The organism is Psychromarinibacter sediminicola, assembly GCF_029168335.1.
In the GTDB taxonomy this organism is placed as follows: domain Bacteria; phylum Pseudomonadota; class Alphaproteobacteria; order Rhodobacterales; family Rhodobacteraceae; genus Psychromarinibacter; species Psychromarinibacter sediminicola.
In genome coordinates, this window is record NZ_JARGYC010000259.1 from 1 (window position 1) to 342 (window position 342).

Genomic DNA, 342 nt, shown 5'->3' on the forward strand with positions numbered 1-342 from the left:
TGGGGCGCTGCACATCGAGCGCACCGATGCCGGTCTGGATGCTGCGCTCCGGCCCATATCCGTGCCGCACAACCCGCTGACGCCCGTCGGGGAGGACCTCCTCCGAATGCTGCGCGACGAAGGCGTCGGCTTCGGCGCGGAGCGCGGCCGCAAGCATGCGCCGGGCGCCATCGCGCGCGATCTCGGTCAGCGGGTCCTCCACAGATCCGGGCTGGTGAAACGGGGTGATCGTGATATCGTCGTCCATGGCGTATCGCTCCTTCGGGAGGTTCTGGCAGGCTTCAGCACCCGCCACGATACGCCGCCTTCTCAGGCGCCATCACCCAATTTCAGCCATAGCTG

General features: G+C 67.5%; 1 pseudogene. It reads right to left on the reverse strand.

The features are described from left to right. Window positions 1-247, reverse strand: a pseudogene (locus P1J78_RS25265) (IS256 family transposase); the annotation flags it as partial. Window positions 248-342: the final 95 nt, after the last annotated feature.